Annotated in this window: 45 protein-coding genes; all 45 read left to right on the top strand. The window is 36.8% G+C overall.

Annotated elements, in window-relative coordinates:
- Positions 1-75: 75 nt before the first annotated feature.
- The 45 genes from GZ63_RS0100325 (at position 76) to GZ63_RS0100095 (ending at position 24,875) form a co-directional block, all read left to right on the top strand.
- On the top strand, positions 76-921 hold the full coding sequence (locus GZ63_RS0100325; protein WP_051681325.1) for a hypothetical protein: 846 nt from the start codon (positions 76-78) through the stop codon (positions 919-921).
- Complete coding sequence (locus tag GZ63_RS0100320; protein WP_156947641.1) at positions 922-1,857, top strand: YqaJ viral recombinase family nuclease; 936 nt, start codon at positions 922-924, stop codon at positions 1,855-1,857.
- The gene (locus GZ63_RS0100315; protein ID WP_029265754.1) at positions 1,858-2,238 is read left to right on the top strand and encodes a hypothetical protein; all 381 of its coding nucleotides are present in this window, start codon (positions 1,858-1,860) and stop codon (positions 2,236-2,238) included.
- A complete protein-coding gene (gene recT / locus GZ63_RS0100310) occupies positions 2,239-3,096 on the top strand; it encodes a recombination protein RecT (protein WP_029265752.1) in 858 nt (285 codons plus the stop codon).
- A gap of 175 nt (positions 3,097-3,271) precedes the next feature.
- Positions 3,272-4,171: a phage replisome organizer N-terminal domain-containing protein gene (locus GZ63_RS17005; protein WP_051681324.1), complete on the top strand. Its 900-nt coding sequence runs from the start codon at positions 3,272-3,274 to the stop codon at positions 4,169-4,171.
- Complete coding sequence (locus GZ63_RS0100300; protein ID WP_029265748.1) at positions 4,080-4,877, top strand: ATP-binding protein; 798 nt, start codon at positions 4,080-4,082, stop codon at positions 4,875-4,877. Before GZ63_RS17005 ends, GZ63_RS0100300 begins: the two co-directional genes overlap by 92 nt.
- A gap of 20 nt (positions 4,878-4,897) precedes the next feature.
- The gene (locus GZ63_RS18010; RefSeq protein ID WP_198020890.1) at positions 4,898-5,059 is read left to right on the top strand and encodes a DUF6011 domain-containing protein; all 162 of its coding nucleotides are present in this window, start codon (positions 4,898-4,900) and stop codon (positions 5,057-5,059) included.
- Positions 5,056-5,580, top strand: coding sequence for a hypothetical protein (locus tag GZ63_RS0100290; RefSeq protein WP_029265746.1), 525 nt, complete (start codon positions 5,056-5,058; stop codon positions 5,578-5,580). The genes GZ63_RS18010 and GZ63_RS0100290 overlap by 4 nt, the downstream gene beginning before the upstream one ends.
- Positions 5,581-5,596: 16 nt before the next feature.
- The gene (locus GZ63_RS0100285) at positions 5,597-5,776 is read left to right on the top strand and encodes a hypothetical protein (RefSeq protein ID WP_029265744.1); all 180 of its coding nucleotides are present in this window, start codon (positions 5,597-5,599) and stop codon (positions 5,774-5,776) included.
- A complete protein-coding gene (locus GZ63_RS0100280; protein WP_051681322.1) occupies positions 5,773-6,021 on the top strand; it encodes a hypothetical protein in 249 nt (82 codons plus the stop codon). The genes GZ63_RS0100285 and GZ63_RS0100280 overlap by 4 nt, the downstream gene beginning before the upstream one ends.
- Before the next feature lie 17 nt (positions 6,022-6,038).
- The gene (locus GZ63_RS0100275) at positions 6,039-6,518 is read left to right on the top strand and encodes a hypothetical protein (RefSeq protein WP_029265740.1); all 480 of its coding nucleotides are present in this window, start codon (positions 6,039-6,041) and stop codon (positions 6,516-6,518) included.
- Positions 6,519-6,565: 47 nt separating this feature from the next.
- Positions 6,566-6,724, top strand: coding sequence for a hypothetical protein (locus GZ63_RS17720; RefSeq protein WP_156947640.1), 159 nt, complete (start codon positions 6,566-6,568; stop codon positions 6,722-6,724).
- Entirely contained in the window at positions 6,721-6,894 is a 174-nt protein-coding gene (locus tag GZ63_RS17715) for a hypothetical protein (protein WP_156947639.1), read from the top strand. Before GZ63_RS17720 ends, GZ63_RS17715 begins: the two co-directional genes overlap by 4 nt.
- 21 nt (positions 6,895-6,915) lie before the next feature.
- Entirely contained in the window at positions 6,916-7,311 is a 396-nt protein-coding gene (locus GZ63_RS0100260) for a hypothetical protein (RefSeq protein WP_029265738.1), read from the top strand.
- Positions 7,312-7,488: a hypothetical protein gene (locus GZ63_RS18005; protein WP_198020889.1), complete on the top strand. Its 177-nt coding sequence runs from the start codon at positions 7,312-7,314 to the stop codon at positions 7,486-7,488.
- A complete protein-coding gene (locus GZ63_RS0100250) occupies positions 7,442-8,182 on the top strand; it encodes a dUTP diphosphatase (RefSeq protein ID WP_029265736.1) in 741 nt (246 codons plus the stop codon). Before GZ63_RS18005 ends, GZ63_RS0100250 begins: the two co-directional genes overlap by 47 nt.
- Positions 8,179-8,370, top strand: a complete 192-nt coding sequence (gene fbpA / locus GZ63_RS18775) for a Fur-regulated basic protein FbpA (RefSeq protein ID WP_051681321.1) — start codon at positions 8,179-8,181, stop codon at positions 8,368-8,370. The genes GZ63_RS0100250 and fbpA overlap by 4 nt, the downstream gene beginning before the upstream one ends.
- On the top strand, positions 8,363-8,578 hold the full coding sequence (locus GZ63_RS0100240; protein ID WP_029265731.1) for a hypothetical protein: 216 nt from the start codon (positions 8,363-8,365) through the stop codon (positions 8,576-8,578). Before fbpA ends, GZ63_RS0100240 begins: the two co-directional genes overlap by 8 nt.
- Positions 8,579-9,022 (top strand): DUF1064 domain-containing protein, encoded by a 444-nt coding sequence (locus tag GZ63_RS16205; RefSeq protein ID WP_038220766.1) that lies wholly within the window; start codon positions 8,579-8,581, stop codon positions 9,020-9,022.
- A gap of 42 nt (positions 9,023-9,064) precedes the next feature.
- Positions 9,065-9,352: a hypothetical protein gene (locus tag GZ63_RS0100230; RefSeq protein WP_029265727.1), complete on the top strand. Its 288-nt coding sequence runs from the start codon at positions 9,065-9,067 to the stop codon at positions 9,350-9,352.
- A gap of 10 nt (positions 9,353-9,362) precedes the next feature.
- Entirely contained in the window at positions 9,363-9,578 is a 216-nt protein-coding gene (locus GZ63_RS0100225; protein WP_029265724.1) for a hypothetical protein, read from the top strand.
- Positions 9,575-9,802, top strand: a complete 228-nt coding sequence (locus GZ63_RS0100220; RefSeq protein ID WP_029265722.1) for a hypothetical protein — start codon at positions 9,575-9,577, stop codon at positions 9,800-9,802. Before GZ63_RS0100225 ends, GZ63_RS0100220 begins: the two co-directional genes overlap by 4 nt.
- A gap of 8 nt (positions 9,803-9,810) precedes the next feature.
- Positions 9,811-10,017 (top strand): XtrA/YqaO family protein, encoded by a 207-nt coding sequence (locus tag GZ63_RS0100215; RefSeq protein WP_029265720.1) that lies wholly within the window; start codon positions 9,811-9,813, stop codon positions 10,015-10,017.
- Positions 10,018-10,121: 104 nt separating this feature from the next.
- Positions 10,122-10,886 carry a spr1630 family ClpXP-sensitive toxin gene (locus GZ63_RS0100210; protein ID WP_029265718.1) on the top strand — a complete coding sequence of 255 codons (765 nt, stop codon included), beginning with the start codon at positions 10,122-10,124 and terminating at the stop codon, positions 10,884-10,886.
- A gap of 21 nt (positions 10,887-10,907) precedes the next feature.
- On the top strand, positions 10,908-12,098 hold the full coding sequence (locus GZ63_RS0100205) for a spr1629 family repressor/antitoxin (protein WP_029265716.1): 1,191 nt from the start codon (positions 10,908-10,910) through the stop codon (positions 12,096-12,098).
- A gap of 92 nt (positions 12,099-12,190) precedes the next feature.
- Entirely contained in the window at positions 12,191-12,343 is a 153-nt protein-coding gene (locus tag GZ63_RS17710; protein ID WP_156947638.1) for a hypothetical protein, read from the top strand.
- 111 nt (positions 12,344-12,454) lie between these two features.
- Positions 12,455-12,880 (top strand): helix-turn-helix domain-containing protein, encoded by a 426-nt coding sequence (locus GZ63_RS0100195; RefSeq protein WP_029265714.1) that lies wholly within the window; start codon positions 12,455-12,457, stop codon positions 12,878-12,880.
- A gap of 111 nt (positions 12,881-12,991) precedes the next feature.
- The gene (locus GZ63_RS0100190; RefSeq protein WP_029265712.1) at positions 12,992-13,354 is read left to right on the top strand and encodes a DUF2513 domain-containing protein; all 363 of its coding nucleotides are present in this window, start codon (positions 12,992-12,994) and stop codon (positions 13,352-13,354) included.
- A gap of 76 nt (positions 13,355-13,430) precedes the next feature.
- Positions 13,431-13,568, top strand: a complete 138-nt coding sequence (locus tag GZ63_RS17705) for a hypothetical protein (RefSeq protein WP_156947637.1) — start codon at positions 13,431-13,433, stop codon at positions 13,566-13,568.
- A gap of 56 nt (positions 13,569-13,624) precedes the next feature.
- Positions 13,625-14,182 carry a hypothetical protein gene (locus GZ63_RS0100180; protein ID WP_029265710.1) on the top strand — a complete coding sequence of 186 codons (558 nt, stop codon included), beginning with the start codon at positions 13,625-13,627 and terminating at the stop codon, positions 14,180-14,182.
- Between the two features lie 73 nt (positions 14,183-14,255).
- Positions 14,256-14,729, top strand: coding sequence for a transposase (locus GZ63_RS0100175; protein ID WP_029265708.1), 474 nt, complete (start codon positions 14,256-14,258; stop codon positions 14,727-14,729).
- A gap of 19 nt (positions 14,730-14,748) precedes the next feature.
- Complete coding sequence (terL, locus tag GZ63_RS0100170) at positions 14,749-16,119, top strand: phage terminase large subunit (RefSeq protein ID WP_226374279.1); 1,371 nt, start codon at positions 14,749-14,751, stop codon at positions 16,117-16,119.
- 15 nt (positions 16,120-16,134) lie between these two features.
- Entirely contained in the window at positions 16,135-17,742 is a 1,608-nt protein-coding gene (locus GZ63_RS0100165; protein ID WP_029265705.1) for a phage portal protein, read from the top strand.
- Positions 17,739-18,830, top strand: a complete 1,092-nt coding sequence (locus GZ63_RS0100160; RefSeq protein ID WP_029265703.1) for a phage minor capsid protein — start codon at positions 17,739-17,741, stop codon at positions 18,828-18,830. Before GZ63_RS0100165 ends, GZ63_RS0100160 begins: the two co-directional genes overlap by 4 nt.
- A gap of 102 nt (positions 18,831-18,932) precedes the next feature.
- Positions 18,933-19,694 carry a hypothetical protein gene (locus tag GZ63_RS0100155; protein ID WP_029265701.1) on the top strand — a complete coding sequence of 254 codons (762 nt, stop codon included), beginning with the start codon at positions 18,933-18,935 and terminating at the stop codon, positions 19,692-19,694.
- A 2-nt stretch (positions 19,695-19,696) separates the two neighbouring features.
- Complete coding sequence (locus tag GZ63_RS0100150) at positions 19,697-20,086, top strand: hypothetical protein (protein ID WP_029265698.1); 390 nt, start codon at positions 19,697-19,699, stop codon at positions 20,084-20,086.
- A gap of 32 nt (positions 20,087-20,118) precedes the next feature.
- Positions 20,119-21,105, top strand: a complete 987-nt coding sequence (locus GZ63_RS0100145; RefSeq protein ID WP_029265696.1) for a major capsid protein — start codon at positions 20,119-20,121, stop codon at positions 21,103-21,105.
- Positions 21,106-21,158: 53 nt separating this feature from the next.
- Positions 21,159-21,527: a hypothetical protein gene (locus tag GZ63_RS0100140; protein WP_051681319.1), complete on the top strand. Its 369-nt coding sequence runs from the start codon at positions 21,159-21,161 to the stop codon at positions 21,525-21,527.
- Positions 21,524-21,865: a hypothetical protein gene (locus GZ63_RS0100135; RefSeq protein ID WP_029265692.1), complete on the top strand. Its 342-nt coding sequence runs from the start codon at positions 21,524-21,526 to the stop codon at positions 21,863-21,865. The genes GZ63_RS0100140 and GZ63_RS0100135 overlap by 4 nt, the downstream gene beginning before the upstream one ends.
- Positions 21,858-22,280, top strand: coding sequence for an HK97 gp10 family phage protein (locus GZ63_RS0100130; protein WP_029265690.1), 423 nt, complete (start codon positions 21,858-21,860; stop codon positions 22,278-22,280). Before GZ63_RS0100135 ends, GZ63_RS0100130 begins: the two co-directional genes overlap by 8 nt.
- Entirely contained in the window at positions 22,277-22,708 is a 432-nt protein-coding gene (locus GZ63_RS0100125) for a phage tail terminator protein (RefSeq protein WP_029265689.1), read from the top strand. Before GZ63_RS0100130 ends, GZ63_RS0100125 begins: the two co-directional genes overlap by 4 nt.
- Complete coding sequence (locus GZ63_RS0100120; RefSeq protein WP_051681318.1) at positions 22,695-23,294, top strand: hypothetical protein; 600 nt, start codon at positions 22,695-22,697, stop codon at positions 23,292-23,294. The genes GZ63_RS0100125 and GZ63_RS0100120 overlap by 14 nt, the downstream gene beginning before the upstream one ends.
- Positions 23,295-23,400: 106 nt before the next feature.
- Positions 23,401-23,982, top strand: a complete 582-nt coding sequence (locus tag GZ63_RS18240) for a collagen-like protein (protein WP_051681317.1) — start codon at positions 23,401-23,403, stop codon at positions 23,980-23,982.
- A 66-nt stretch (positions 23,983-24,048) separates the two neighbouring features.
- Positions 24,049-24,573 carry a hypothetical protein gene (locus GZ63_RS0100100; RefSeq protein ID WP_029265684.1) on the top strand — a complete coding sequence of 175 codons (525 nt, stop codon included), beginning with the start codon at positions 24,049-24,051 and terminating at the stop codon, positions 24,571-24,573.
- Between the two features lie 53 nt (positions 24,574-24,626).
- Positions 24,627-24,875, top strand: a complete 249-nt coding sequence (locus tag GZ63_RS0100095) for a hypothetical protein (RefSeq protein ID WP_029265682.1) — start codon at positions 24,627-24,629, stop codon at positions 24,873-24,875.
- Positions 24,876-24,902: the final 27 nt, after the last annotated feature.

Raw genomic sequence — 24,902 nt, 5'->3', positions numbered from 1 at the left:
TAAATCAAACACAAATCAAATATATTGTCCCTCTATTATACAACGATTGTGTGTAGAGGGCAAGGAGGTATTCTTTTGAAAATATTAAAGTTAATTAAACATAAATACGATCGTTATAGTGCCGTTTTTGATGAAATCCCCGCCTTAACTTATGAAAAGATCGGAAGCGATTATGTGGGGTCCGCCGTGAATTCAAATGGGGATATAGTTGCCAGCCATTGGTTAAAAAAAGAGAGGTACGGAGATGCGTTTGGTGGCAGGGAACTTGAACTGGAAATGAAAGACGGTAGCGTTGAAAAAATTAAAGATTATTGGTTTGACTATGGATCTTATCCAGAACACGGTGAATTTATGAGTATCGGGGCTGAGACATTAGAGGGGTTGCAAAGGTGCTATGTGTACTTTGGTTATTACATCAATGCAGTTACCTTTCAAAAAATGGTAGATGAATATCTAAAATTCGAAAAAGTTTACGGTTATTGGGAAGTGGAGGACTGGTGCAAGCTCCAGTATAAATGGCACGACGTTATTGTAAATGGTAAAAAGATACCGTACATGATGAACTACCGTGGTGAAATGGTTGAAAAGGAAAGCAAGAAGCCTGTATACGCAAGGGAAAATGTAATTAAAACAATGCACGGAAGTTTTAGGGAATACCACTTTTTTAAATTTGAATATAAACAAAATGGAAAAATGATAAAAATACACGCTAATTATCTGGAAACATTAAAATCTACGCTCCCTTATACAGAAGAAGAAATAAGAAAAAACTGCAACTTGCCGTCAATCAAAGACGATGAAGAGACGAAGCGTAAATTTAGGTTACTCAGAATGATTGGGGAGCTTAACAAAACAGAAAGAAGAATGATATTTCAACGATTAAAGAAAGAATTTGGTCAACTTGAAAGCGAGGTAATTTAATTGGCTAAAAACACAGCAGAAATGACACGTCAGGAATGGTTGTGGAACAGAAAACAGGGGATCGGCGGCTCTGACGCCAGCGCGATTCTAGGTTTCAATCCATGGAAGTCAGCGTTTGAATTATATATCGATAAAACAAGTGATCAGATTGAAGAAATTGATAATGAAGCAATCCATTTTGGGAACGTGCTAGAAGACGTTGTTGCGGAAGAATTTATGCGACGAACCGGAAAAAGAGTGCGTCGTCGGAATCAAACTTTTAAGCACCCTAAACACGAATTCATGCATGCGAATATAGATAGGGATGTCGTTGGAGAAAAGGCATTGCTTGAATGCAAAACAACGAACGCTTTCAATGCAGACGCTTGGGAAGGGGAACATATCCCACCTGCTTATATGTGTCAGTTGCAACATTATATATCTGTTTTAGATTACGAAAAAGCATATATTGCTGTGTTGATCGGCGGGCAGAAGTTCGTATGGAAAGAAGTAGACCGTGATGATGAGTTTATTGAATTAATGATTGAACAAGAAAAACATTTCTGGAATGAACATGTACTCAAAGAAACACCACCAGAAATAGATGGTTCCAAGTCAGCTAGTGAATTGCTTAATAAGATGTACCCGGAAGATAATGGCGAAACAGTAATGCTTGAGTCTGATACAGCAGAATCACTTATTGAAGCGATTGAAAGTATTAAAGCTGAAACGAAAGAAAAGAAATATTTGCAAAAAGAGTATGAAAACAAACTTAAATTAATGATCGGTGAAGCGACATTAGGAGTTACTCCACGGTATGAAGTAAGCAACAAAGCTATTACATCTAATCGGTTTGATAGTAAAACGTTTAGAAAAGAGCATCCAACGCTTGCAGAAGAGTTTACAAATCAATCCACGTATAGGCGTATGACGATTAAAGAAGTTGAGGTGGAGTAGATGCGTTACGAATTAGGTGATTACGTAAAAATAAACAAAAGATGGAAACGGGAAGAGTACCCTAGGGTCTTTGAAGGGAAGGATGATTTCTTCAATTATTGTGATAAAAACGGTTATGATGACGGATTGCCAATTATGATCATGAAGAAAGTCGTTCAAATCGAACAAGGTTTTATATGTGGAATAAGAAAAGAAATAAAGACGTTTCACAGGCTCGACTGGTCAGAAGGCGTTGATGTTGGAATGGGAATTGCTGGCGAAGGATTCTATATCCATGATCAACAATATGAAGATATGTACCTTGTGGCAACCAGGATGAATTGCATATACAGAGTGAGTAAAGAAGATATCGAACTATTAAAAGATGCGGAGGAAAATTAAATGACACAAACAGAGCAAATGAAAAACCAAATGGCGGCAAAGAAAAATAATGGTGGTGCTCCTGCAAAGGACAAGCCAAAAACAATTGAAGATTATCTAAAACAAATGGCACCTGCTATGCAAGAGGCACTTCCTAAACACATGGACAAGGATAGATTGCTAAGACTAGCAATGACAACGATACGAACAACACCAGGACTTAGAGAAGCGAATCCTGCTAGTTTACTGGGGGCTGTAATGGAAGCAGCACAATTAGGTTTGGAACCTGGTCCAATGGGTCATTGCTACATGCTCCCATTTAAAAATAATAAAGCACAAACAACTGATGTACAGTTCATTATCGGGTATAAAGGCATGATTGACCTAGCAAGACGTTCAGGACATATTCAATCAATCTATGCTCATGCAGTATATGAGAATGATGAATTTGAGTATGAATTAGGTCTAGATCCTAAATTGAAACACGTACCAACAATGGACACTAATAAAGGTGAATTTATCGGTTCTTATGCAGTAGCGAAATTTAAAGATGGTGGCTATCAAATGGAGTTTATGCCTAAAGCAGAAATAGAAAAGCGACGTACTTCTAGTCCAAGTGGACGTTCCAAATATAGCCCGTGGAACAATCATTATGAAGAGATGGCAAACAAGACAGTCATCCGTCACATGTGGAAGTACTTGCCAATAAGCGTAGAGATACAACAGCACGTTGCTCATGATGAAGGTGTAGCAAGAGAAATCAAGGATATAACGCCGAATGATGACATCTTTTTAGATGCACCAGAGCCAGATTTTATCAATATGGAAAATCCGGAAGAGGATGGACAAAACGATTTTCCGGTAGAAGACAATGCATAATCAATCAAATGTTAGGCTCCCAGACAAGTTCTGGGAGCAATCAAAAACGGAACAAGAACTAAAACAGCGCATCCTACATTATATGCGTAATTATCCAGGATATACGATTTTGAAGGTAAAAGGTCGGTTTGCAATCTGTGAGATAACTAGAAATTAAGGAGTAGTGATTCAAAAAATGAACGATGTGAAGTGGATAAAGCTAAGCACAAATATGTTTGAAGACGAAAAAATTAGATTGATTGAGCAGATGCCGGACGCTGACACCATCCTCATTATTTGGGTCAAGCTCCTGGCACAAGCAGGAAGAACGAATGCTAGTGGTTATATCTATTTAAGTGAAAATATCCCATATACAGATGAAATGCTTGCGACGATATTCAATAGACCAATCAGCACAGTTAGATTGGCCTTAGAAACGTTTAAGCAATTTGGAATGATTGATATAGATGAAAGTTCCTTTATTCGAATTTCCAACTGGGAAAAACATCAAAATATTGAAGGAATGGAGCGCATTCGCCTTCAAAATCGTGAGAGAAAAAGACGGCAAAGAGAGAGGGAAAATAAGCATTTAGAAAATAAAAATGTGACGTCACGTGACAGTCACGCAACAGAAGAAGAAAGAGAAGAAGAAAGAGAAGTAGATAAAGATAAAGACTATACGTCAAAAATCAAAGATTTATTGCCGGTATTTTCGCCTATAAAAAATTTTAACGAATTGAATAAAAAATATTGGGATGTCATTAGAGAAACCAGAAAGACTGGAAAAATATCTAAAAGTGTTATTTACAACACTATGAAAAAGTGGGAGAAATATGATCTTGCCGTTATTGAATATGCACTTAAATCACATATAGAAATGCATGCCGGCAAAAAAGAAGAATACACGATTGGAATTATGCGGAACACAAGTGCAGAGGAAGCAGCGGAACGGTTAAATGAAAAAGTTACAGTACCGCTAAAAGCGATTAATGGAGGTAAACAACATGGAACACGTCAGTCAAGCTATGAAGCAGACTATTCCAAATATGACTTTTCTAAGATGGGAAACGTGTCATGGTTGCAAGAAGGAAACTAAGGTTTACAACATGGAAATTCCTATCGGACCACGAAAAGGAGAGATTATTGAGACAAAAGTAGGTTGTAAGTGTGAAGATATCAGGCTTGTTAAAGAGTCATTAGAAACACGAAATAAATTAAAAGTAAAAAAGATGCAAAAGATTTTTGATAACCACTCATTGATAAATAAAGACTTACAACAAGCAACCTTTAAAAACTATCAGCCTAGCAATCAATCTCAAATAAAAGCACAACGCATTGCTGAAAGGTTCGTTGAGGTTTTCAACAAAGATAAATCTATCAATCTAGTGTTTTCTGGAACATACGGGGTAGGAAAATCTCACTTAGCTAAGGCCATTACTGACGGCGTGATTAATAAAGGTCATAGTGCAATATTTATCTCAGTCCCTAAGCTATTAACTAAGTTCAGGACAAGTTACAACAAGGACAGTGACATATCTGAGGGTGATCTAATCGATATATTAAACAGTGCGGATGTTTTAGTGCTGGATGATCTAGGGGCAGAGAAATCAAGTGAATGGTCATGGGAAAAACTCTTTGAAATTATTGACAGCAGACAGGGGTTGCACACGGTATATACTTCAAACTTTGCACCTGATGACTTACGAGAAAAGCTAGGAGAGCGAAATTTCAGCAGGGTTGTAAATCGAGAAACAACCGTTGTGGAGATAGACGGAAATAATTATAGATTAAGTAATTTTTAGTAAACGAGGAGCTTTGAGTTATGCAATGTACAAGATGCAATCGAAAACTAAAAGACAAGAAAAGTATTGAACTTGGTTTTGGCCCTGTTTGTTACAAAAAACATTTAAAAGCATTGGCAGACGAAGAATTTGAACGGAATCAGGTGACGATTGATGAAGTTATAGAGGGGGTTTCGGTGTGAAAGCAAATATAGCATTGGAAATTAATAAGGATGATCTAAATTATGAACTAGAAAAATTAGTATCAAGAGTCGCTTCAGAAGAAATTGAATTAATGGTGAGAGAACAAGCGCATCAGATGGTTAAGGAAGAAGTTAAGAAAATCATTTCGCCAGTCGTGGATAGTTACCTAAAAAATGCGGTTGTAGGAGAAGAGTATCAGTCATATCACAGCAACAAACCTCCAAGAAGCGAGGTCGACAAGTATATCAAAAGAGTTTTACAGGATTATTTAGACGAACCTTGTTATGAGTTTAGCAAAAGCTCTAGTAAATTATCCGAGAAGTATAGTCCATCGTCATCTGGTGGCACGAGAACAACTAGAGCAGAACATTGGATTACTGATAAAACGAGAAAATATGTCGATCAGGAACTATTCAAAAAAATGGAAATGAAGATTGAAGAAACAATTAAAGAAGTTACTCCAAACGAAGAAGAAATACAAGAAATAATAAAACGTGAAATACAAGAAAAATTTAACTAAAAAGGTGATGAAACCAATGTGTAAAACTTGCAATGGAACTGGTGGATTAAATATTGAACGTGAATGGGGAATTATGTTTGTTCCATGCCCCGATAGCCACTGTGATTTTGATCGTGAGGAAGCTTGGAAGAAAACACAGCAATCGATTAAAGACAAACTAAATAAGTTAGATGCACTGGAGAAGGTGAGCGCATGAATACAGCAACAAGTAGACGAATCCCAATTCTACCAAAAACAGGCGATTACGTTTATTGCCTAGAGGACTTAGAACTAGCCTTCCCGGTAGATCAATTAAAAGAGATCACAAACATGTGGAACGAAGGATCAGAAATAGAGTTTATCGCTAAAAAGTATCGTAGAGATATGGATGAGGTATTCCTTGCTTTGTTTCACCAGGCTAGAAGAAGAAAGACAAAAAGGCCGTTTGCTTTTCGGAAATAAAAAAGGAGGAAGCTAAAATGGAACAAATTATTGAAAAGTTAAAAGGAAAAGCTCGTAATTCATGGAGTGGAGAAATAGGGGAGCAAAGAGCAATTGAACTTGAAAAGTATCTAAGAGGTAAATTAGAGGAATACTCAAATGCTTTAGAAATATCACAAGAAGAAATTTTGAAGTCGTGGGAAGAAGATAGAACATATAGTGCCATTAATTATTATCAAGAAGCTAATCAACCTCCAATAAAGGGTGATAAAGTTAAGGTTTTTGAAACTGTTGAGGAAATGTTGCAAGTAGTGGGTGAAAGGAAATTCCGTTGTCCTTCTTGTAATCACATTTCAACTAACCCGTATGAGTGCAACAGTGGTGAAGAAATGTCAGAAGGTAAAATTTGTGATTGGAAAGTATATGGCCTTTTCGGTGATTTAGGTAAAGGGACTTTTATTTATGTCAAAGATAAATTAAAGGGAGAAACAATATTTACTCCAATTTCTTGGGAATAAGTTACTGCATAGTCCGATTAAAAACCAACATTTGGGAGGAGAAGTAAATGGCCAATAAAGAAAAGCGAAAGAGGCGGTTAGCAAAGACATTGAAACGGCGTAAAAAACGTGTAGAAAAAATGCGTATGGAAGAAGCTTGGCACAATGTTTGGATTAAAATTGGCGCGCTGAAACCAAATCAAAAATACAAGGATGTGAATCCATGAAGGCAGTTGACACACAGGAGCATCTCATGACTAATCACATCATAGAACAATTAAACGAATTGAATTATTACGATATAGCAGGAAAATCACAACGTGAATTAATAAGCATTTTAGCTAGATTGAGAGCATTAGAAGTTGATGTTCAGTCTGATGAAAATAAATGGTTTTAGAAGCATTGGAGGGCGAGGCAGATGTTTAGAAAAGGCGTAAATTACAGATCAAGAAAACAGTCAGATTTCGTAAAGCGAATGAACCAAAAAGATAGAGAGGATCACTTAAAGAGTTTCATAGCTTCCTGTGAATCGGATATGTTGATGCCGTATATTCAAATTAAAAAGCACGATAAGCATTTCAGGAAAATTGAATACGAAGTGGACATTCCGGATCAAGAAGAACTTATGGAATTAAAACGAACAGTGCAACGCTACAAACGGACTTTGGAGGAATTTGCGAATAGAGGAACTAAACACGACTTGAACCCAACTTTGGTTATGGACGGAAACGAGTGTTTCAAATTGCTAGATTATATTCAAAGTATGGATGATTATGTCAGACAAAAAGCACACCAAACATTGGAGGTAAATTGAATGTCTAAAAATCCGATCCTTCAAAAGAAGTACAAAGAGGGATATGAAAAAGGATTTAAAAAAGGTTTTGAATACGGGCGAAATAGATCATTGCGCTTTCTGGAGAAAAATATTTTAGGGGGATTGAATAATGGACTTACAAAAGTTATTAGAAATGCAAAAAGCATTAGATACTAGAATTAAAGAAGAAAAAAGCTTGCAAGGTAAGGATTTAGTTCCAAATACTTTCGTAGCTTTGCAAGTCGAACTAGCGGAATTCGCTAATGAAGCAAAGTGGTTTAAACATTGGAGTACTAGACAAACTCCGACTGTAGAACAAGAAAAATGTGATTATTGTGAGGAATTTGTTGATTACACTAGACCAAGCCCATTCATGGGGGATAATGCTTCAATGTGTAAACCTTGTTGGGATATGACAAAGGATGATTATGCAGGATCAACAGGGGAACATATTCTGAACTTTGAGGATTATCCTCACTTTAAGAGAAAAGAGCCTAAGAAACTACTAGAAGAATTCGTTGACTCGCTACACTTCTTCTTATCCATTGCAATTCAAAAGGGCTGGGAAGATGAACTTTATATATACGAAGAACAATTGGATCCAGACGAATTTGATGGGGATCTGACAGGTTGGTATTTGGAAATGACATATTTCCTCAACAAATCATATTTTGAGAATCCAAACGAAGAATTTAGCCAAAAATGGAAATCAGAATTCGGGTTCCCCGCTAAACAATATTGGTTCAGAACAGCATGGATTATGTTCTTGAATATCGGCATAAACGGTTTCGGATTTACTCTTGATCAGATTTATGAAGCTTACCTTGATAAAAACAAGGTGAATCATGAAAGGCAGGCGAATAACTATTGAAAATCCTGCGCGAAAATCTAAGGCAAACCGAAATCACGCAACGTAGGAACTTTTTAATCAGACAACTTCACAATCTCGAAATCTATAAAACTATCGATGGTAGAGAATTGGAGGATTGCTCTTTATATACGTTAGAGTGGGTTCACATTACGGAGAAAAATAAATTTGCGGAGGGGTTTAATGATTAGACCAACAAGCAGACTACGTCATAAGAATCTTAGAAAGTTGCTGACACTTTGCCAAGAAAAAGAAGCTCAAGGATGGGAATGCATTAGACCTATTAGAAGAACAGACAGTTATTTCAAGCATTTTAGCTTAGACAAAGATCGAAGGTATGAATATCAAGATACAGATACAAGCAGCTTTTATGAAGCGATTTATAGGAAGGTGAATTGATTGCGAAAAAAGCGCAATAAATACAACGCAAGAAAAATTATGTTCCAAGGCATCGAGTTCGATTCCAAAAGTGAGTATGAGTATTATCTTATTCTCAAAAATGACAAGTTAGTCAAAGACATAGAATTACAGCCAGAATACACAATTATAGCCCCGTACAAGGTCGAATGTGGCAGATGTGATGGAAAGGGTCAAGTATTCAACAAACGCACTGGAAACTTCAATAAATGCACTTTATGCAGGGGTGCAGGAAAGCGAACTAAACAAGGAGCGAAGTATACAGCAGATTTTAAAGTGACTTACATTGATGGGCATGAGGAAATCGTGGACGTTAAAGGCCATGCATCTAGGGATTTTACATTACGAAGGAAATTATTTGAGATCCAGTCCGGTAAAGAGCTGGTTATCGCTAAAAAGACAGGAAAGGGGTGGGAGGTTAAGTGAGCAATAACAAAACAATATATATCCTGTTTGGCGGTATAGGTAATGGAAAATAGAATTTTTGTATTTGCATTTAACAAAAACGACACAATAAACAATTGTAAAAGTCCATCAGTCTTATACAGAGGATATTTCGACGGAGAAAACTTTAATCCAAAACCGGGATTTTGTTCGTCTATTGACGATCTGTATGAATATGATTTTGTCCAGTTATTTGGGGATGACGGGGACAAGTGCCACATACCTAAAAGATACTACGGTGACTTATTAAAGAAAATGCACCAATCCTTTGTTGAAGTGTTCGGAGAGGAACAACAGCAAAAATTGTTTTAGGAGGGATTCCTTGAAAAAGACACGGTATATCACAAGCGGTTTAGTTGCTGCAGGAATTATTACTTTGCTGATTGTTATATCGATTCAGTATCAGAGTGCTACTCGAACAATTGAAGAACAGGAAAATAAAATCGATGCGTTACAGGAAGAAAATGCAATGTTGGTTGATGATGTGTTTATTATGAGCCAAAAGCTAGAGAAGGAGCATAAGGAGCATGCGGAATGAATAAAAGGCAGAGGAAAAAGCGCGCGAAAAAATTGATATTTAACATCGAATTAATCCAAAAAAGATTAAAAGAGTGGAAACAGGAGTTAGATAACGCACTCGACTCCGATCCTTATACCCTTAAAGCAAATATAGAAAATAAAGTTCCAACAAATAATCCATACGCTCTTTATTATTTGGCCAAATGCAGCAAGAAGATAGCAGAACTAGAATCTAAGGAGTGAATCTAGCAATGAAGCAAAACATAAAGGATTTAAGTATAAATGAGGGAGCAAATAAGCTAGAACTTGATATAATGGATATACCTTCCAGTTGTGTGGTAGTTATCTGCGACGGCAAAGCTAAATTGAGGGAGCTGCCACCGTTTGGGGAATATAAAATTGTTACACATCAAGGGAAGGTGAAACGGATGCGGAGGGAAGAAGGGGAAGAGTTTTGAATTGGTTTTTAAACTTTAAAAAAAGTATATACAAATCATATATTCTTTAATAGAATGGACTTATTGATATATTATTAGGGATGATATGGAGGGGTATTATACTTATGGGGGATTTTAAATTATCTACAGAATTAAATCAAAATATAGTCGATGGCTTAATGGAGGGATACCGGGAGTACCTTGAAATTCGAAGAGAAAAGTCAAGGAAAATGAAGGTAAGTGGTGCTTATGCTTGGGTTAAAGGCAATCATATTGATGATCACGTGGCTAGAGCTTGCGAACCTTCAGGGGTTGAAAGTAAGCTAGCTAAGGCTGGATTAACATGGCAATATTTACAATTTCAACATCATGATGAAAAAATACTATTTATTATTAAAAATGCGCGGTATTTTCATGAGGAACAAGTGGATCGTGGAAGAGACGTTAATGGCCGTATAAGGAATGGCAAAATATCTTATATGGAAGATTTGATAAGGATTAATTCAGATATAGATTTTTCCAATATAAAAACTCACACGTCGAATAACTCCGTCCAATTGGATCTTTTTGAAGATAATCTTCTCAGCGAAGAAGATAATTTGGAGATAGCCAAGATTGAATCAAATTATGATCTTTTTTATATAGTCACATATGAAATTGATGAGGGTCAGTTGATCTCCAAAATTTCTCTGTTCATGCCAAGTCCTTCTGATAATAAAGCCTATTTAATCGATGAACTAACACCATATATTAAACCTGAAAGCATTCACATTGATGATGAGTTAAAAGAAGTACTATCAAACGAGGCGGATGCTAATACTAATTATGATGCGTATAGATTTGATATTGGTATAAATAAGGAAACCAAGGAGCAAAATAAGGGAAGTTAAGAAATAAGGAGGTTATAGCCTGTGTTTAAAGGTAAAAGCTTGACCAATATTAGAATACTCAATAATTTGAGTAGAAAACAGTTGGCAGAGAAAATCAATGTTACTGAACAGGCTATATGGCAATACGAAAATGAGTTTGTTTCTCCAAAGTTAGAAGTAGTCAATAAACTAAAAGCAGTTTTTCATGTTAAATCATCATATTTTTTAAATAATGATATATTAGATGAAATTGGAATGCAAAATATACAAGTGGATAAAATAGCGTATCGGTCTGAGACGATTAATTCACTAAATAAATCTCAAAGTGAGTCAATGCATGTAAGGTTTCTTGATGCTTTCTTAAATAAAATAGAGGGTAAGATTAATTATCCTAGGAATATTCTTTTGGAACTGAGAAATGATGCAATAAAGTTTATGCAAAATAATTCAGACATGGATAGAAACACTCAAATTAAAAATATTGCTAAATTAGTTCGTCAAAATATAGGGTTAGATAATCATTCCAATAAGAATTTGCTCTTCTTATTAGAAAAATCAGGAGCATTTGTTTTCGAAAAAGAGATTGGTGAAACCATTGATGCGTATAGTTTGTGGAGCGAAGATGATAGGGCATTTATTATTTTAGGATCAATAAAAAAGTCAGCAGTTAGAAGGAATTTTGACTTAGCTCATGAACTAGGTCATCTTATGTTGCATTATAAAGTAGAGTTTACAATGCAGGATAAAAGAAATTATAGAACACTTGAAGATGAAGCTAATTTTTTTGCGTCGGAATTCCTTTTGCCGGAAAAGCAATTTTTGGAAGACTGTAGGAATATATCGAAAAAATCTAACCCTGACTCCTATATTGATATTAAACAAAAATGGCTAGTTTCACTACAGGCTATTGCTATTAGAGCCTTTAAATTGGGGATTATAGATTATCAAAAGTACAGGTATTTCTATATTGTAATCAATAAAAAGGGGTATAAAGTTAGCGAGCCATTAGATAATCAAATCCCCATTGAACGGCCTACAAAGATAAAAAGTATCTTGCAATTACTCTTTGACGAAGGTTTGTATTCAGTCTCGGAGCTGATAAATGAATTAAAAGTAGATCAGAGCTTTCTAACCATTTTGACGGGCATAGAAGAAGAATTTTTTATTACTAACCGTCAAAAAGAAAATAAGGTATTTACAGTTAATGAACTGCAATTGAATAAAGTAAATTAACATTGATCTTAGTTCTACCAGCCAACTGGAGGACACTGAATGACGCAATAAGCGTTGTTTGGTGTCCTTTTTATTTTGAGGGAGGGAAACACATGGTAATAGCATTTCAAATAATATTATTAATCATTATGATAGTTAGCTTCATGGCGTTATTTTCGGATGAGGATATAGATTTAAAAATAAATTTTTCATCTGTATGTATGGCAAGTATTTTAGCGTTTTTGGTGACTGTTTTATGGCTCTAAAGATTATATGGAAAATAAGCAGGTATAGAAAAGATAAGCGCACAGGGGCGATCAGTCCTATTAAACCAAGCAAATATTTTGAGTATCTAGCAAATGAGGGGGCTGGATGGAATGAACGAAAAGCAGATAGAAAACGCACTGAGAGACTATAACTGGATGTTGAATGAGATTAAAAGGCAGCGCAGTCTGATGGGTTATGATGGCGGGAACCTTGTTGCTCAGGGTGGTATAGAATCTGTTATGCCAAAAGCACAGGGAGAGCCTGGGGATCCGGTGGCCCAAGAAGTTATTCGTAGGGATAAGGCCAGCAAATGGGTTATCAAGCTAGAAAATAAGGTGCTGTATATCCAAGAACGCATGAATATCATTCAGGATGAACGGGAAAAAGCAGTCTTGGAATGTATGCTTGATGGGATGAGTATGATCGCTATTAGTAAGCATATGGGATTGTCGAGAAGGCACATATACAACATTAAGGAAGCGGTAGTGTACAAGATTGCACACTTTGCACACTTTTCCCAAGAAATGACAGGGTGAAAATGCATAGTGTAGAATGGAAGGCAGGTCGGCTAGGCAAAGTTCCCTGGCTGATGCACCCTTTCTGGTTTATATGATATTATTGAAATATCAATATCTGGAGGGGGTTCTATGAAAAGGGATATGGAGTTAGTCCGAAAGATGCTCTTTGATTTTTCTGAAGGTAAAGGAGATGTAAAAGCATCACTTCATGATGAAAGAGACAAAGAATATATTTACCACTTAAGAATTATGAGACAAGCTGGTCTTATTGAGTATAAGGAAAGTAAATATAAGGGTGGTATGCTTTTATATAGAAGCCCCACACTTACGTGGCAAGGGAATGATTACTTGGATGCCATTTCAAATGAGAGTGTGTGGAATAAAACCAAAGAAGGGGTAAAGGCTAAAGGTCTTGAATTAGGTAATGTTCCGTTCAGTGTAGTGAAAGAGTGTGCCATTATGCAATTAAAGCAACTGATAGGTTTACAATGAATTAATGTTTCGATGGGCATCTCTAAAGAGGTGCTTTTTTACTTTCCAACATGCTGTTAGCACAGGGAGTGAGATCATGATCACTTGGCAGGCAATTGCTGATATAGATGATTGCATGGTAGTAGCTTTCTTTAAGGACAACGAATTGTTCAACGTGGTTAGTAGTAGTGCATTTCATATGACGGAACAGTTAAAGTTTGCGAACGCAAAATGAAGGAAGTTACAGGAAAATGGCCCGCCTTTGTTGTATGATGTAGACAAAGGAGGTGAATGATTTTGAACGATGCAAAAGCGGCTGTTGAGACCGTATTGAATTTCTTAAATGACCCAACCAAACGAACGTTGTTGGTAAAAGGCTATGACAATGATGCTAAGGTGAAAGTAGTTCTATCTTGCTTAAATAAAGTGTTTGGTAAGGGTATTATAAGAACAAGTTCCATGTCGGACATTGCAGATCATATTAATCGTTCTTTTAAAAATCAGCAGTTGCCCCGTAATATTAAATCAACAACTAACTATGCACTGGGGAAAATGACGATTAATATTAATAGTTATGCAACACATACGGCTAACAACCCTGGAGGTAATGAGAATACTTTCACGTTATTCCACCCTGTTCAAATGGCGCTCGATGATCCTAAAAGGTATAAGGCGCTCTTACATGATCTAAACAAAAGTGGATCAAGCAAAATAATATTAATAACTACAAATGAATGGGGAATAAAGAATTGGGATATCGAAAATCATGTAGATGAAGTTTATTTTTACAGCGTTGAGAACGATAATCCTCAAATCATGACAAACTTAAGAAATAACGGAGCTATATAGTTTTTAAAAACGTTTATCCGACAGGGGTAGGCGTTTTTAATACCTAAAATACATAGAGAGGTGGTGGTATACCATGAGTAAGAAAAGGAAAACAAAACGTGGGAAATTTCATGAATGGTTAACAGATGAAGGATTAATAAAAATTGAAGGTTGGGCAAGAGATGGGTTAACAGATGAGCAAATAGCAAAAAACATGGGTATCGCTGCCTCCACCTTATATGATTGGAAAAACAAGTACCCGGAGATAACAGAGGCCTTAAAAAGGGGGAAAGAGGTAGTTGATCGTGAGGTTGAAAATGCGCTGCTTAAACGTGCGCTGGGTTATAAATACAAAGAAGCGACAGAAGAATTCGGAGAAGTCACTAAGGTCGTCACAAAAGAGGTTCAGCCGGACACTACAGCGCAGATATTCTGGCTGAAGAATAGAAAGCCTTGTATTTGGAGAGATAAGCAAGATATTGAACATAGTGGCAACATGGAAGTAAACAACCCATTCGCTGACCTAACAACAGAAGAACTAAGAAAGTTGGCCAATAAAGATGGTTAGTATCTCTGTAGGTGCAAAAATGGAATTAGCAAGGCGTGAATTCTTTGATTACTGTAACCTAACAGCAGGAGACTTCTATAAAAGAGATAGGCAATTCCTTATTGATCTAGCGAATGATATGCAGGATTTTTCCTATTCAGATGATGATGTGCTGGTGATCAATATTCCACCAAGATTTGGTAAGTCACGTACAGCAGGAAAGTTTGTTGAATGGTTATTAGGAAGCAATCCAAAATTAAAGATTATGACAGGTTCTTACAACGAAACATTATCAACTATGTTTTCTAAAAACGTTCGTAACACAATCCAGGAACTTAAAGCACAAGAAGATAAAGTTGTTTATTCAGATATATTTCCGCATACCCGTATTAAACATGGTGATGGCGCTATGAATTTATGGTCACTTGAAGGTGGATATAATAATTATCTAGCGACAAGTCCAACAGGTACAGCCACAGGTTTTGGAGCAGACTATATTATTATTGATGACTTAATAAAGAACGCCGAGGAAGCATACAACGAAAGAATACTTGAATCCCATTGGGAATGGTTTGTTAACACAATGCTATCCCGATTGGAAACAGGCGGTAAGATTATCATCATAATGACTAGATGGAATAGCAATGACTTGGCAGGCAGGGCATTAAGCGAATTGCCCGATCTTGGATATAAAATGAAACACATAAACATGAAGGCTATGGAAAATGGCGAAATGTTATGTGAGGAAATACTAAGCAAGGAAGAATATGAACGTAAGACAAAGGCAATGGGGATAGAGATTGCAGAAGCTAACTATAACCAGAATCCTATTGATATCAAAGGAAAATTATACACCTCATTTAAAACCTACACAGAATTACCAAAGAAAAATTTTAGAAGAATATTGAATTACACTGACACTGCTGATACCGGGAGTGACTACTTATGTTCTATTGTCGCAGGAGAAACATTTGATAGTGAGTTATACGCATTAGATGTCCTCTACACAAAAGATAGCATGGAAGTTACGGAGCCACAAACCGCAGAACTACTTGTTAAGAACGAGGTAAACGAAGCTTATATAGAATCTAACAATGGCGGGCGCGGATTTGCTAGGACAGTAGAAAAGATCATGTGGGATAAATATAAAACACGTAAAACAATGGTTAAATGGTTTCACCAAAGCAAGAACAAACAAGCTAGAATCCTGTCAAATTCTTCTTTTGTGATGAATCATTTTTATTTACCCGATAACTGGAAAGACAAATGGCCAGAATACTACAAGGCAATGAACAGTTACCAAAAAGAAGGAAAGAACAAACACGATGATGCAGCCGACGCTACGACGGGGATTTGCGAATTGATTACAGAAAACAGGAAAGCAACCATAAGCAGTATAAACGTATGGTAGAAAGAGGGTGAACTAATGCCAACATGGGAAAAGTTCGATAAGTCAGTAATCGAAGCAATACATGATAAGATATTCTTTTATCGTGATCTTTATGAAGGGGAGCACTCTAACATATTTCCACGTGCCAGAAACCTAATTGAAAAAGGCGAAATCACAGACAACATTATGTATGGTTCACAGCACGCTCAAAATGTGCAAACGCCGTACATAGTAGCGAATATAAGTAAATTAATACCTGAGATACCGGCCATGCTTGTAAGTCGCTCTATTGGCAATATACAGTCGTCCTTATCGCAAGATGACTTTCAAGCAGAGGAGATAAATGCAAGTACAGATGAAATCGTGGATGAGCCAAGAGACGAGATAAGCAAGATCATCCATGTGCAGCAGGAACTTATTGATCAGATTCAGAAAAATAGCAATCTAGCATTTGAACACTGGGGCAATATCCTCCAGCACCAAGTGGACGGTGGGTTAGTTGGTGTGCCTTGGTTAGATGAAAGAGGACTAAGACTAGAATTTAAAGCACGTGATGTGTATTATCCTCATGAAGATGGATTAGGCGCTGACCTAGCATATGAAATTGAAATTGATGAGGAAGAATACTTGCATGTTTATCGAGAACAAGTGGTAAGTGGTGACCTTTATACCAGACATATTCTTTACAGATTAAATGATCAGCGCAAAACAGAAGAAATTGAAGATGATGAAGCCAAAGAGTTGCTAGGCATGAATCAATTAGAAAAGGTGTACCAAGGTAGAGGTAGACCTTTTATTATTTATTGGCCAAACAATAAAACGTTTATGCATCCACTAGGAACTTCATGCTTAAAGAACCAAGAAGGAAAACAAGATGAGATCAATTGGACCTTAACACGTAATGCTATAACTTTTGAACGTAATGGAAAGCCTAGGATCGCCGTATCAAAAGAGATCATGCAGGCATTGCAGGAAAAAGCGCACGAAAGATACGGAGATGAGGGTAAGATCGATCATAGGGATTTAGAAGTAACAACTTATGACGAAAATGGCAAGGCGATGGAAGTCATACAGATCGATATAACAAAGATTGGTGATATCCAATGGGTGAAGGATTTAGTCAAACTCATGCTAATGGAAACCCAAACATCCGAGAAGGTTGTAGACTTCTATATGGATAGTGGAGCAGGCGCGGCTCAAAGTGGAGTTGCTAAGTTTTATGATTTATTCACATCCCTTTTAAAAGCGGAACAGATACAAGGGGAATATATTCATTTTCTGAAACACTTAATCGAAAGCGCTCTATGGCTTGCAAATTATAATGATCCAATGGTTGTTATAGAAGAACCAGACGTGCAACTTAATTCAATGATTCCCATTAGTCGTAAAGAATTGATTGAGGAAAATAATAAAGGCTACACAGAAGGTACGCAATCGCTTGAAACGACAATCAGAAGGAATAACCCTAATGCTAGCGAAGAATGGGTTTACGAAGAACTTGAAAGAGTTGAGGCGGAGCAGAGTAGTGACGACTCATTTAGTCTGTTACGGGGAAGGCAGACATTGCAAAATTTTATGGGTAACAGGGATGATCAAGGGAATCCGATACAAAAGGAAAAAGACGATCAGGATGATAAAGAATGAAAAGCGAACAACTCATTGAAGTTATAAAAACCATGAGAATTGAAATATTAGACAAACTTCTTAATACCGATCTATTGAATGAAGAACAAGCAAATAGAGCACTTGCAACAATCAATGATATGTTCAAGAGGTTAGATTTAGATATTGATGATGTTATCCCTCAGGACATTTTATTTTCTTATTTTGGTGGGGTTGATGAAGGTTCAAAGGCATTAGTTGATGCAGGTATTGACCCTAAGTATGGTGTATCAGCGAGTATTTCATCTGGTGGAGAGGTTACGTCTGCGTTTGCAACTCATGTTCATATGCAGGCGGTAGCCGAATTAACAGATAATACCATGATGGATTTAAAAGCAGCTATCAGGACTGCTAGGAATAGTGCTAATAAAGCCATTGGAAATGTATTGGATTCTGTCAAAAGTGATATACAAAGTGGAATCATTAGCGGTAATCCTCGGAAGGAAATAACAAAAAGGGTTGCCGAATCGTTTGCTAAGCAGGGAATGCATGCTTTCACAACCATAAATGGCAAATCATTGCCATTAGATTTTTATAGTCAGGTTGTCACCAGAACAAATATGAAGATGGCTAATACACAAGGTGTTATAAATAGATATCAGGAAAATGATGTTGAATTAATCAAGATAACAGGGAACACGCCCACATGTGAGGAGTGCGCCCCATATCGTGATATTGTATTCAGTCTAACGGGAGAAACGGAAGGATTTACACAGTTAGGGGCAGACGAAACACCGCCTTTTCATCCGAACTGCCATTGTAGTGTAATTGCTTATGTGGATCAGTACAAGGATGGAATTGAGATTAACAAGGAAAAACAGAAATCAATGGACTTTGACCCGAATAAAGATACCAGAAGCGAAGAACACAAACAAGCCTATGCAGATAAGCAAAAAAACAACAGAAAACGTAATGAAGAAAAGAAACAATATGCACGTTATAAAGCGGTTCTGGGGGATGATGCCCCTAAAACGCTTGGTGGATTCAGGAGATCAAAGAGGTCGAATAGCGATAACTTCAAAAAGATGCAAAGCAAGTATCGTAGTGAGGTTCAGAAAATGAGTGGATAAGCATCCTATAAGGGTGCTTTTTATTTTGCCCAAACCATATTGAAGGCATAAAAAGCTATATGAGTAATGGTTCCTGCGCCTTAGCAGAGAAAGGATATAAAAATGTTAAAACAATTTATTACATGGTTAATATCATTATTTGAGCGTGACCTTTCCACGATAGAGAAAGAGGAAGTAAAGCCGTTGAAATTGGATTTGCAATTCTTTGCTGACGAAGGTGATAGCTCTGACGACGAAGATGATGCAGATGACAATGACGATACGGAAGATGATGAGGATGTTCCTGACTTAGATGAGTTGCTCAAAGATAAAGAGTTTAAAAAGCAATATCAAAAGAAGATGAAGGAACAGTTATCTAAGCGCATGAAAAAATATAAGGACGTGGATCCAGACGAGTATCGCCGACTCAAAGAACAGGCAGATAAAAAGAAAGAGAAACAGGACAAAGATGATGAGGACGAAGTTGAAACACTTAAAAGCCAACTGTCCGAGAAAGAAAAACGTATCGAACGCGCTGAACGTAAGGAAAAGCGTGCAATGGTCAAGGAATATGCCATTGATAACCAAGTGAATCCAAAGTTACTGGCACGTCTGATCAACGTGGATGATATTGAATTAGATGATGATGGCGAACCAGAAAACCTTGACGATTTGTTCGAGGAATTGGAAGAAGAATTTCCGGAATATCTTGGTGCAACTGAAGAAGATGATGATGACGATGACGAGGAAGAACCAGAAAAGAAAAAAAGAAAAATGACATACGTTCCTGGTTCACGTCGAAAAGGAAACAAGAAAAAGAAGATGGATCCAATGGAAGCCGGGAGACGAAAGGCACTAGAACGACATAAAAAGGAGGATAAATAATTATGAATTTACAACCGACTATTCAAAAGGTTGCTGGGAAAAAGGAATTCTTACGTAACACCGTAGGACTAGAACACAAAACAGCAGGGGCAACACTAGATGGCTCAAAGTTTACAGATGGTGAGTATGTAAAAGCAGGAACTGCAGTTTATAAAGATGCCGATACTGGACTTTATGTTCCATGGAAAGACCCATCAGATGGTGGAGAGAATGAAGAACCTGATACAAATAGAGAAGGTGCAGGATTAACAGCGCATGACATTAAAATCGTTAACGGCGGAAATGCCATTGTTGGATTAGTCATTGCAGGGCATCCGCTAGAAAACAAATGCACAGGCGTAACAAAAGGTTTTAAAGAAGAAGTAAAAGGCTACCTACGTTTTGACGTATAAGAAACAATTAAAGGATAAAAGGAGAGATATAGATGCCACTACATTTAGATGAATTTCAAAAAGAGCAACTAACAGGATATGTTCAAACAGTACCACTTCAAAGAAAATATTTATTGAGAGATATCATGCCACAAGAGCCAGTATTTGATATTAACTTTGCATATAACGTGATTGAAGGTCACTATGCACAAATGGCGAGTCTGACAGGATGGAATGCTAGTGCCCCTTTGCGTGACACTAAGGATTTTAAACAAGCTTTTGCGGAGGTTGCAAAAATACAACATCAAAGTCAATTAGACGAAAAACAACTTCTTGCATTTAACAGACCAAGAACAGATCAAGAGAAAGCAAAAGTAATTGATTATGTATACGATACAACAGATGACCTTGTGATGGGGGTTGATGATGCAGAAGAATTTTTAAGAGCACAGGTTGTGTATACTGGAAAGTTGAAATATGCAGATAAGGAAAACGATATGCATATAGACGCTGATTTTGGAATCCCTAAAGCAAATCGTATCAAAGCTGAAAAGGTTTGGAGTGATGCTGCATCTACACCATTAGAAGATATTCAAAAAGCAGTTGAACAGTATAAGAAGGAAAACCAACGCAGAAAGCCGGTTGTAATGCATATGACAAGTGCAACTGAAGCTAATTTATTGAAAAATGAACAAGTACGCACACAGGTTTATGGCGAAAACGCAGGAAAACGTCTTTTGACAAAAGATGATCTTCAAAATGTTTTTACCGCATTGAGCCTTCCACCTTACCAAGTTAATGATGATGTTGTAAATACAAATGACGGAGAGCAGCAGTTGTTAGCTGATGATACAGTTGCACTCATTGGTGCTGATTTAGGAAAAACTTTTGTAGGACCACTTGTTGAAACGAATTATGAACCTGGTAAGTTTGTTGAGCCACAAATTCTAACTAACCCACCACGTCAAATTATTACAGTAGGCGAAGCATGTTTTCCGGGACTTCAAAAACCACAATCTATTGTATTGTTGAGTGTCTAAATTATAGGCACTCTTTTTCTTTTAATTTTATAAGAGAAAAGATGTGATCAGTTATGATTGAAAAAGTGAAAAAGTATATAGATAAAATGTACGGTAACGAATCATTTATGGAATTAGATGATACAGAAAAGGATAAAATTATTTTCACTGCCCATGAATTACTAAAAGGATATTTTAAAGAAAATATGATTACCGATAGAATTATAGCTTTACAAATCCTTTATATGCTTGATGGGGAGGATGAAGGCTTTGACAAGTTGAGAAAACAAGGCATAGCTTCGTATAGCGTAAAAGGGGTATCTGTTTCCTTTCAAAAAAACAACAGTAATAGTAGTAGCAATGGTGGAAGTAGTTTAATTGCTCCTGCCGTTTTAGATATTTTAAGACCTAATAGTACAGGGAAAACAGGAAGTTTAATATGAGACCGCCTATGAAAAGCGAAATAACCGCACATGTGCCTGTGTTGGATGATAATGGGGAACCTATAACTGATGATTATGGTAGACCTGTTACAAAAGAGGTTAAGTCAAAAGCGAGAGTTCAATTGAGGTCAAATGTAATTATTGACAAAGATGGAAAAGAGCGTCAAGTTAATGTGGAGATTGATTTACCTGCAAACGTTGAACTCAAAGATGGTACAGAAGTTACTTATACTACTGTGAGTGGCAAAGAAGGAAACGGAATAGTCGAATCGACAGAAGAGATCATAAATCTATTAGGGGATAAAGTTCATTATCGGACGGTGTTTGCAAATGGCTAAAGAGGTTTTTAAGATTGAATGGGATGGGTTGGATGAATTCATTGAACAGTTACAAAAAATATCAGATCAAACAGATAATATCATCCTAGAAGAATACTCGAAGTTTGGTTTGCTTGCAGAAGAAGGTGCGAAGGCATTAGTACACCACGACGAAGGTACATTGGAGGATTCTATCAACTTTGATCAAGCGGTTAAAAATGGAGATGAAATCATTGTTAGAGGTGGAACTAATGTCGAATATGCGTTAAGAAGGCACGAAGAACCCGGAATTGGTGAAGGAACTGCAAATAAACCTTCGTGGAGAGGTTATGCCCCAGGACAGAAGTATCTGGAAAATGCAGTAAGAGCGATTGAAGAAGATTATGACATCATGAATATAAGGATATTAGAGCGAATACTAAGTGATAAATTATGATTCAGAAGCCTTTAATGAGAATCCTAGAAAAGGAAATACCTGACTTAAATTGGTCAATTAATTATAGAACTGCTGATGATCATACCGGTACGGTTTATTCAACAGGTGGTTCAAAGCCCGATAAATATGATACCAATTATAGATATCCTTCTTATCAGGTCTATATTAGATCTAGTGATTGGGATTACGCTGAAACACTTGCTCATAAGGTATTCGATATACTTCATAAAAAAGAAAATTTTAATGTCACTACAAGTTATAAAAGGGATGGTATAACGCTTTTAGATAAGCGTTATCATGTTTTCCTGATAACTGCCAGTAGTGACATTTTGCGTGTTGGTGTGAATAAAGGGGTTATGGAATATAGCGTCAATTTTGACGTTGATTTAATAGAATCAAAGGAGGAAACGACAAATGGAACAAGATAAAGAATATGTATTCGGAGCGGCGACTATAACGCTAGAAGATAATGAATCGGGAGATATAATCAGATTTGATGGAAAGGAATATCTTCAAGCAGAAGGTGGTTCTTTAAATCTGACACCTTCTTATACTGAATTTACTTTTATTGATTTTGGAGAAACGGTAGTTGAAAGACGATTATCGGGCTGGGAAGGTGAAATTACCATTTCCGCAGGTCAGGAGGATGCAAAGATTTTAGACGTTGCACTTGCATCAACCGTAGAAGTTGAAGGCGGTGGAGTTACAGATGCGCCTATTGGCTCTAAACCTAAAGGATATAAAGTGACAATTCATCCTAGATCACTTCCGGAAAGTGAGAAAAGTAGGGATTGGGTCATTTATAATGCATCATCAACAGAAGGATTTGAAAGAGAATTTTCTGGCGAACAAGGTAATGTTCCAATCACTCTTGCTATGGCACCACGTGAAGGATTTGATGCAGCAAAAGAAGGTAACTTTTTCTATCGTGGTGGAGTTGACCCTAATGCAGATGATGGCAATGATGGTGGAGATGGTGGCAATGACGGAGGCGAAGAAACCCCAAACCAATAAACGCTATTCAGTCACTTCAAATAGGATTAGCTAGCATAATCGGGGAATGATTGGATAGCGTTATCATAATTAAAATTAATATTATTTTCAAAGGAGGGTTTATAGAATGGCAGAAGTAGATAAAGACGTGCTGTATACGAAAATTCTTGGTTCTACAATGGGATTGCCACAATTTTATGATAAAGATGGAAACCCAGTAGAAATTTCAGTCGATAATCCTTTGCCAGTTGTAGGAATAGCAGGAGGTGGTTCAGGCATGGAATTTTTAGTTGCAGAAGGTGAACCAAGTGCAGATGCAGGTAAAAATGGAGATGTTTATTTAAACGCAACGAACGGAGATTTATATAAAAAATCTAATGATAAATGGAGTAAAGAATCTAATTTAAAAGGGGATAAAGGGGAAAAAGGAGACCCCGGAACTGATGGGAAAGATGGTGAAAAGGGAGACCCAGGGGCTGATGGAAAAGATGGTAAATCGGCATATCAAGTGGCAGTTGACAACGGTTTTGAAGGCACAGAAGAAGAATGGCTTGCATCTTTAAAAGGTCCTAAAGGCGACACTGGTGACACAGGTCCAGCAGGAAAAGACGGTGCAGATGGTAAAGATGCAGAACCACAATTCACCGAGGAAGAAGTTACTAAGCTAAAAGAATTAATCGCTGATGATGGAAGTGGAGGAACAGAGTAATAATCATAAAGAGTAGGGAAATCCCTGCTCTTTTTTCTTTTATCACAATTTCAGGAGGATTAATCAATGAAAGTAAATTTAAAAGTTAAAGAGGACAATACAGTAGAAACAATTCAACATGAGGTTGAAGAAGTAAGCCTATGGCAAATATCAAAAGCAATGGTGGTAGTGAACGATATTTTAAAGATTGCTGAACAAGACGAAAACCTAAGGAACTTGTTAGTTGAAATATTTGATAGTGCACAAGAAACAAGCGAAGAAGAACAAGGAGATAAAACAGAAGAACAGTTACAAGAAGAATCAGGAAATAGAATCATGCAATCCTTGTTAGGTGCGTTTGATGTTCTTCTAGTAAACATACCTAATAAAGCTTTTGAGTTGTTGGCTATCTTATCTGATGTTGAGTATGACACTTTAATGGCGCAAAAGTCAGTTGATGTATTTGATATTTATGATGCAGTGATTGAAGTAAATGACATTCAAAAGTTGGTGAACCGAGCAAAAAAGTCTTTAGCCACAACCAAAAAACTAACGAATGTATTCAAGATCAGACGGAATCAGGCACAACAAGCGGAAACAATGCAAGCCTAGAGGAAGCATTTATTTATAAATTATCTAAGCAATTAGGCGGTCGCAAAGAGGTTGTGAATAGTCCTGCGGTTGAATTATTAAAATATATGGATATGACACTTGAAAAAGAAAAGCAGGAAGATGAAAAGAAACAAATAGAGATGTGGATTAATTATTTATCAAATGTCTTTTCTCAACCTGCCTATGGTAAGCCAGATAAGAAATTTTTAAAGGCGAAGAAAGAATTTGAAGATATGTTAATGCCAAAACAACCTAAGAAACCAAAGCTAAAAAAAGTTTATAAGTGGGATTTTGAAGAATAAGACAAACAAAATAAATAACAGAAGGGA

The sequence above is a fragment of the Virgibacillus alimentarius genome, assembly GCF_000709085.1.
GTDB lineage: Bacteria > Bacillota > Bacilli > Bacillales > Amphibacillaceae > Virgibacillus_B > Virgibacillus_B alimentarius.
The sequence above is the reverse complement of the archived record's forward strand: the minus strand, read 5'-3'. Positions and strand labels throughout refer to the sequence as shown.